Source organism: Pseudomonas sp. NPDC098747, from assembly GCF_044760045.1.
Classification (GTDB): domain Bacteria; phylum Pseudomonadota; class Gammaproteobacteria; order Pseudomonadales; family Pseudomonadaceae; genus Aquipseudomonas.
Genome location: NZ_JBIWAL010000042.1, coordinates 44,400 through 52,231, shown reverse-complemented (window position 1 = coordinate 52,231; position 7,832 = coordinate 44,400). Strand labels below are relative to the sequence as shown.

Here is a 7,832-nt window from a genome sequence, read left to right as displayed (position 1 = left end):
GAGCTTCACGCTCACGCTCGGTGCTCATACGCTCGAACACACTGCGGTTTACTTCTTTCGGCAGATCGATGGCCTTGACCCGGACATCGACTACTTCGATACCCAGCTCTTTTTCCGCCATCTTGTTCAGCGACGCGGTGATGTCAGCCATCAGCGCATCACGCTCGCCCGACACGACTTCGTGCAGGGTGCGCTTACCGAACTGGTCACGCAGACCGGATTCCAAACGACGGGACAGACGCTCGTCGGCGATTTGCTTGAGGCCGGAAGTTGCGGTGTAGAAGCGCTCGGCATCTTTCACGCGCCACTTGGCGTAGGCATCGACCATCACGGCTTTCTTTTCCAGGGTCAGGAAACGCTGCGTCGGTGCATCCAGCGTCAGCAGGCGGGCGTCGAACTTGCGCACCTGGTTGACGTAAGGCACTTTCACATGCAGACCCGGCTGGACATCGGCTTGAACCACACGACCGAATTGCAGCAACACCGCACGCTCGGTCTGAGCCACGATGTAGAAGCAGTTCCAGCCAACCAGTACGACAACAACGCCAACGATCAGGGCGATCAGCGATTTATTGCTCATCAGCGGGTCTCCCTTGTACGCGACTGCGGTACGTCAGTGACATTCGGCGTGACGTCCGTGTTGCTGCTGGCGGCCGAACCGGTGACCGGCGCGTTGCCCGAACTGTTCTGGATCATTTTGTCCAACGGCAGGTAAAGCAGATTGCTCTGGCCATCCTTGTTGCCGGTCACGAGTACCTTGCTGGTGTTACTGAAGACTTCCTGCATGGTGTCCAGGTACAGACGCTGGCGGGTGACTTCAGGTGCCTTGCGATACTCGGCGACCAGTTTGGTGAAGCGATCCGCCTCACCCTTGGCGCGCGAGACCGTTTCGTCGCGGTAACCGTTGGCATCCTCGAGGATACGCTGGGCCTGACCACGAGCTTCCGGCACGACGCCGTTGGCGTAGGTTTCAGCCTGGTTGCGCGAACGCTGCTCGTCTTCACGGGCGCGGATCACGTCATCAAAGGCTTCCTGCACTTCACGCGGTGCAGCGGCGCTCTGTACGTTGACCTGAGTAACGGTGATACCGGTGCGATAGGTATCGAGGAAACGTTGCAGACGCTCCTTGATTTCGCTGGCCATCAGTTCACGACCTTCGGTCAGCACCTGATCCATCGCGGTGGAACCCACCACGTGACGCAGCGCACTTTCGGTCGCGTGCTGCAGGCTGATTTCCGGCTGATCGACGTTCAGCACGAAGTCCTGCAGGTTGCTGATCTTGTACTGCACGGTCAGCGGCACTTCGACGATGTTCTCGTCTTCGGTCAGCATCTGGCCCTGCTTGGTGTAGGCACGCTCACGCGTGACGTTCTCCATGTACTTTTTGTCGATCGGCGGGAAGTAGATGTTCAGACCCGGGCCGACGGTTTCGTAGTATTTGCCGAAGCGCAGCACTACGGCTTGCTCCTGCTCGTCCACCACGTAAACCGCGCTGTACAGCCAAACGGCAGACAGCACAACGAGGGCAATACCGATCAGACCGCCGAAGCCGCCACCGCTTTTGCCCGAACCACCGCCGTCATCACCACGTTTCTTGCCACCACCGAACAACCCGTTCAGGCTTTCCTGCAGCTTTCGGAAGGCCTCGTCGAGATCTGGTGGCCCCTTGCGGTCGCCGTTATTGCGGCGCTTGCCACCCCAAGGATCCTGATTATTCGAGTTGCCACCCGGCTCATTCCAAGCCATAGCGCTCTCCATCTGATAAAGCAAAGACGCACCCACGGCGCGCCGACCAATGCTACAGAATGCCTGCCGTTGCGGCACAACCGCTTTGTCAGGCTTTTATTGCAAAGTGTGTTGCTCGATGAAATCCATCGGCTGCAATCCTTCGCGGCTTACCAGTCGATTCAACTCGACCCGGGGCAAACGAACGGCCAGCAGGCTGATGCCTTCTTCGTCGTGCTCTTCTTTCTGCACCGCACCAAGTTCGAAAAACTGCGCACGCAGTCGAGCGAATTGTTGCGGCAAGCGCAATGTACCCACAAACAAATCACCGCCCAGCAACTCGGCAATGGCTTGTTCAAGCAGTTCCAGACCACTGCCATCACGCGCCGACAACCAGACCCGTTGCGGTTTGCCATCGGCATCGCGCTGGATTTGCGGCTCAACGCCTTCAAGCAAATCGAGTTTGTTATAGACCTCGAGGATCGGCAAGTCCTGGGCCCCAATCTCGCCCAGCACCACCATCACCTGCTCGATCTGCAACATGCGATCCGGTTCGGCCGCGTCGATAACGTGAAGCAGCAGGTCGGAGTTGCTCGACTCTTCGAGCGTAGACCGAAAAGCCTCGACCAGCTTGTGCGGCAAGTGGCGTATGAAACCTACCGTGTCGGCCAGAACGATCGGCCCCAGGTCGTCCAGTTCCAGACGGCGCAAGGTCGGGTCCAGCGTGGCGAACAATTGATCAGCCGCGTACACGTCGGATTTCGTCACGTTGTTGAAGAGCGTGGATTTACCGGCGTTGGTATAGCCCACCAGTGACACGGTAGGAATATCCGCACGCGAACGGCCGCGTCGCGACTGTTCTCGCTGACTGCGCACCTTTTCCAGCCGGCCCTTGATCTGTCGCAGGCGGACCCGCAGTAAACGGCGGTCAGTTTCCAGCTGGGTTTCACCCGGACCACGCATGCCGATACCGCCACCCTGACGCTCAAGGTGAGTCCAGCCACGAACCAGCCGTGTGCTCATGTGGTCAAGCTGGGCCAGTTCGACCTGGAGCTTGCCTTCATGGGTACGGGCGCGTTGGGCGAAAATATCGAGAATCAGACCGGTACGGTCGATCACGCGACACTCGAAAACACGTTCGAGGTTACGTTCCTGACTGGGCGTTAGGATGTGATTGAAAATCACCAGATCGGCCTTTTCGGCATGAACCAGGTCGCGCAGTTCCTCGACCTTGCCGCTGCCAATCAGGAATTTGGCGGTTGGCCGATGACGCGGCACGTTAAAAAACGCAACGGTCTCGGCGCCCGCCGAATTAGCCAGTTCCTGAAACTCCTGCGGATCTTCTCGCGCCTCAGGGTCCTGTCCATCCAAGTGAACGAGGATTACCCGCTCACCACCACCGTGGCGCTCAAAGAACAAAGGAGACTCCTATCAGGCGTTACCCGGAGCTGGCTCAGCGTCGCCCTGTTCGGTTTCGGTTGCGCTAGGCAGACGAATTGGACGAACCGGCACTACTGTCGAGATAGCGTGCTTGTAAACCATCTGGCTGACGGTGTTTTTCAGCAGGATCACGAACTGGTCGAACGACTCGATCGTGCCTTGCAGTTTGATACCGTTGACCAGGTAGATGGAAACCCCAACTTTCTCTTTACGTAAAGTATTCAGGTAAGGGTCTTGTAGCGAATGCCCTTTTGACATGTGCCGCACTCCTTTAAGGATTCAATAATAAAAATAGGTAATTCAGATGGCTTTGGCCGTCACACCCCCAAGGATAGACGGCAATTGCAAGGACTCAGCTCAATATGGAGATGGTCCCAAGGTATTTCAAGGCGCGCGGCAGATTGTCGCAATCGAGACTATCCAGCCAGTGCAGATCTTCCCAACTGCGCAGCCAGGTGAACTGGCGCTTGGCTAACTGGCGCGTGGCGATGATGCCGCGCTCCTGCATTTCAGCCAATGTCAGCTTGCCATCCAGGTAGTCCCAGACTTGGCGGTAGCCTACCGCACGTATAGACGGCAACCCCGAATGCAGGTCACTTCTTTTACGCAGGGCTACGACCTCGTCGATGAACCCCTGTTCCAACATATTTGTGAATCTTTGTTTAATGCGCTCGTGCAGTACCTGGCGATTCGCCGGGGCAATGGCCAAGTTCGCGACAGTATAGGGCAATTGTTGCAGTCCCGAAGCGGCTGCTTCAGTACTTTGCGCAGATTGTTGCTGGCGCAGAGCGGTCATGCTCTGACCGCTGACCCGATAGACTTCCAGTGCGCGACTCAAGCGCTGAGGATCGTTCGGATGAATGCGTGCAGCGGAGACCGGGTCGATAACCGCCAATTGCTCGTGCAGGGCTTGCCAGCCAAGGCGTGCAGCCTCTTCTTCAATCTGTGCACGAACCTCGGGATCGGCTGCCGGCATGTCCGCCAGACCTTCGACCAAAGCCTTGTAATAGAGCATCGTGCCGCCCACCAGCAGCGGGATTTTTCCGCGCGCGGTGATTTCCGCCATGGCTTGCAAGGCATCGCGACGAAAATCCGCAGCCGAATAGGCTTCAACCGGATCGAGAATGTCGATCAGACGGTGCGGATATTCGGCGAGCAGCTCTTTTGAAGGCTTGGCGGTGCCGATGTCCATGCCGCGATAGACCAGCGCCGAGTCGACACTGATCAGCTCGCAAGGAAGCACCTTGGTCAGCTCGATGGCCAGGTCGGTCTTGCCCGCAGCGGTCGGGCCCATCAGGAAAATCGCTGGAGGAAGCTGGCTCATCAACGACCGCGCAAGAACAGTTTGTCCAGATCGTCCAGGCCCAATTGGGTCCAGGTCGGTCGGCCATGGTTGCATTGACCGCTGCGCTCGGTGTTTTCCATGTCACGCAGCAGACCGTTCATTTCCGGCAGGGCCAGGCGCCGATTGGCGCGGATTGCGCCGTGGCAGGCCATGGTGCCGAGCAGTTCGTTCAGGTGTGCCTGAATCCGGTCGCTGGTGCCGTACTCCATCAAGTCCGACAGCACGTCGCCGACCAGACGGTTGGCTTCAGCTTGCTTGAGCAGTGCTGGAATCTGGCGGATCGCCAATGTTTCCGGGCCCAGACGCTGCAATTCGAAACCAAGGCGCTGGAACCACGCCGCATGTTCCTCGGCGCAATCGGCCTCACGCTGACTGACCGCCAGTGATTCCGGCACCAGCAGCGGCTGACCGCTGAGCCCTTCGCTGGCCATGGCGATCTTCAGGCGCTCGTACATGATCCGCTCGTGAGCGGCGTGCATGTCCACCAGCACCAGGCCTTGGGCGTTCTCGGACAAAATGTAGATGCCCTTGAGTTGCGCCAGTGCGTAGCCGAGCGGCGGAATATCTTCCTGGCCTGCTGGCAGCGCGTTGGCGTTGGCTTCGGCCAGCGGCGCGAAGAACTCGCGGTAGGCAGCCTGCGCTTCAGCGGCGGGCGGCATGGCTGACTGCGGACGCGGCGTGTATTGATACTGATAGGCGCCACCAGCGCTGGCACCCGACGTCGTATTGAACGCCGGTTGCGCCTGCGGTTGCTCCAGCAGCGCGTTCGCCGCCAGACGCATTTCGCCCTGCGGGCCGAATTCACCAGCATCAAGCCCTGTCGGGCGGACGACGGCAGTGGTGACCGAACCGGCAAGCTGATCTTCCGGACGCACATCGCCCAGCGCACGGTGCAACGTGCCATAGAGGAAATCATGCACCATGCGCCCGTCACGGAAGCGCACTTCGTGTTTGGTCGGGTGCACGTTGACGTCCACCGCCGCCGGATCGACTTCAAAAAACAGCGCAAACGTCGGGTGCCGGCCGTTGAACAGCACGTCGCGATAAGCCTGGCGCACCGCGTGGGCCACCAGTTTGTCGCGCACCGCACGGCCGTTCACAAAGAAATACTGCAAGTCCGCCTGACTGCGATTGAAAGTCGGCAAACCGACCCAGCCCCACAGGTGCAAGCCATTACGCTCGATCTCGATCGGCAGCGCCTGCTCAAGAAAACCCGAGCCGCAGATCGCCGCCACGCGCCGGGCGCGGGCCGCATCATCGTGAGCTTCGTGCAGGCTGAGGATGGTCTTGCCGTTGTGTCGCAGATGGAAAGCTACGTCGAAACGCGCCAGCGCCAGACGCTTGATCACTTCTTGCAGGTGATCGAATTCGGTTTTTTCGGTTTTGAGGAATTTGCGTCGCGCCGGCGTGTTGAAGAACAGGTCGCGCACTTCCACCGAGGTGCCCACCGGATGCGCGGCCGGTTGAACCCGAGGCGCCATGTCGCGACCTTCAGTCTCGACCTGCCAGGCCTGATCGGCATCACGGGTGCGCGAGGTCAGGGTCAGCCGTGCGACGGAGCTGATCGACGCCAAGGCTTCACCGCGGAAGCCCAGGCTCATCACCTGTTCCAGATCTTCCAGATTACGAATCTTGCTGGTGGCGTGACGGGCCAGCGCCAGCGGCAGGTCGTCGGCGGAAATGCCACTGCCATCGTCGCGCACCCGCAACAGCTTTACGCCGCCCTGCTCGACATCGATATCAATGCGTTTGGCACCGGAGTCGAGGCTGTTTTCCAGCAGTTCCTTGATCACCGACGCCGGGCGCTCGACCACTTCACCGGCGGCGATCTGGTTCGCCAGCCGTGGGCTGAGCAGTTCGATGCGGGCGGTGTTCAACAGCTGATTCATTCTTTGGACGCCAGTTCGGTGCCGGGAATGGTCAGGTGCTGACCGGCCTTCAGGTCATCGCTTCTCAGGTTGTTGGCGCTGCGCAGCGCCGCTGGCGAGACCTGATAACGCACGGCGATCATCGCCAGGGTTTCCCCCGGGTTGACCCGGTGATCACGCGGGCCCTGAGCAATCTTGCCGGAATCACGCAGCCAGGCAATGTAGGTGCCCGGTGGCGGATTCTGCTGGAAGAACTGACGCACGCCGCTGCTGATCGAGCGTGCCAACGCCTGCTGATGGCTCGCCGCAGAAAGCTTGGAAGCTTCGTTGGCGTTGGAAATAAAGCCGGTTTCGACCAGGATCGATGGAATGTCCGGCGATTTCAGCACCATGAACCCGGCTTGTTCCACGCGCTGTTTGTGCAGCGGTGTCACCCGGCCGATGTTGGTCAGGACTTTCTGGCCGACGTTGAGGCTGGAGGTCAGCGAGGCTGTCATCGACAGGTCGAGCAGTACGCCTGCGAGCATGCGGTCTTTGTCGTCGAGGCTGACGTTGCCGGCACCGCCGATCAGGTCGGAACGGTTTTCGCTATCTGCCAGCCAACGCGCAGTCTCGGAAGTCGCGCCGCGATCAGACAGGGCGAATACCGAGGCACCGAAGGCTGCCGTAGACGGCGCAGCGTCGGCATGGATCGAGACGAACAGGTCGGCGCCCTTTTTGCGGGCAATTTCGGTACGGCCGCGCAACGGGATGAAGTAGTCGCCGGTGCGTGTCAGTTCGGCGCGGAAGCCTTTCATACCGTTGACCTGACGTTGCAGTTCACGGGCGATCGCCAACACCACGTCTTTCTCACGCTGGCCGCGCGAGCCGGACGCACCCGGGTCTTCGCCACCGTGGCCGGCGTCGATCACTACAATAATGTCGCGTTTGCCGGGCGGGGCTGGTGGGGGTGGCGGCAACTTGATCGCAGGCTCCGTGGGCGTGACCGGCACCGCAGGCACGGTCGCCACCGATGGCGTCGGCGCGGGTGGCGGTGCCGCATCGGCGGCATTATCGAACAGATCGACCACCAGACGGTTGCCGTACTGCGCGTTCGGCGCCAACGAAAAACTTTTCGGGGTGACGGCTTTTTTCAGGTCGATGACCACCCGCAGGTCAGTCGGCGTGCGCTGGGCCGAGCGCATCGCAGTGATTGGCGTGTTGGCCGTCTGCACTTTCAGCGGCGCACCGAGGGTGGCGCCGTTGATATCGATCACCAGTCGATCCGGTGAAGTCAGGGTGAACACGCTGTGCTGCACCGGGCCGCTCAGGTCGAAGACCAGTCGCGTGTTGTCCGGCGCCCGCCACAGGCGAACGCTGTTGACCTTTGAATCGGCCACAGCGTTGACGGTTACTGCCATCAACAACAGTCCAACGGCAGCCACCAACGCGCGAAAGCGCATACCTAACCCCAT

7 protein-coding genes are annotated in these 7,832 nt (G+C 60.0%); all 7 read right to left on the bottom strand.

Annotation, left to right across the window (positions count from 1 at the left end):
• On the bottom strand, positions 1-580 hold a 580-nt coding region (hflC, locus tag ACIQVE_RS21910), incomplete at its 3' end, for a protease modulator HflC (protein WP_402812061.1).
• Entirely contained in the window at positions 580-1,746 is a 1,167-nt protein-coding gene (gene hflK / locus ACIQVE_RS21905; protein ID WP_402812057.1) for an FtsH protease activity modulator HflK, read from the bottom strand. The genes hflC and hflK, both read right to left, overlap by 1 nt.
• Positions 1,747-1,842: 96 nt before the next feature.
• Positions 1,843-3,144, bottom strand: a complete 1,302-nt coding sequence (gene hflX / locus ACIQVE_RS21900) for a ribosome rescue GTPase HflX (RefSeq protein ID WP_402812054.1) — start codon at positions 3,142-3,144, stop codon at positions 1,843-1,845.
• 12 nt (positions 3,145-3,156) lie between these two features.
• Entirely contained in the window at positions 3,157-3,423 is a 267-nt protein-coding gene (gene hfq / locus ACIQVE_RS21895) for an RNA chaperone Hfq (protein WP_402812051.1), read from the bottom strand.
• A 94-nt stretch (positions 3,424-3,517) separates the two neighbouring features.
• Positions 3,518-4,489, bottom strand: a complete 972-nt coding sequence (miaA, locus tag ACIQVE_RS21890; protein ID WP_402812048.1) for a tRNA (adenosine(37)-N6)-dimethylallyltransferase MiaA — start codon at positions 4,487-4,489, stop codon at positions 3,518-3,520.
• Positions 4,489-6,399, bottom strand: a complete 1,911-nt coding sequence (gene mutL / locus ACIQVE_RS21885; RefSeq protein WP_402812045.1) for a DNA mismatch repair endonuclease MutL — start codon at positions 6,397-6,399, stop codon at positions 4,489-4,491. The genes miaA and mutL overlap by 1 nt, the downstream gene beginning before the upstream one ends.
• On the bottom strand, positions 6,396-7,832 hold the full coding sequence (locus tag ACIQVE_RS21880) for an N-acetylmuramoyl-L-alanine amidase (RefSeq protein ID WP_402812064.1): 1,437 nt from the start codon (positions 7,830-7,832) through the stop codon (positions 6,396-6,398). The genes mutL and ACIQVE_RS21880 overlap by 4 nt, the downstream gene beginning before the upstream one ends.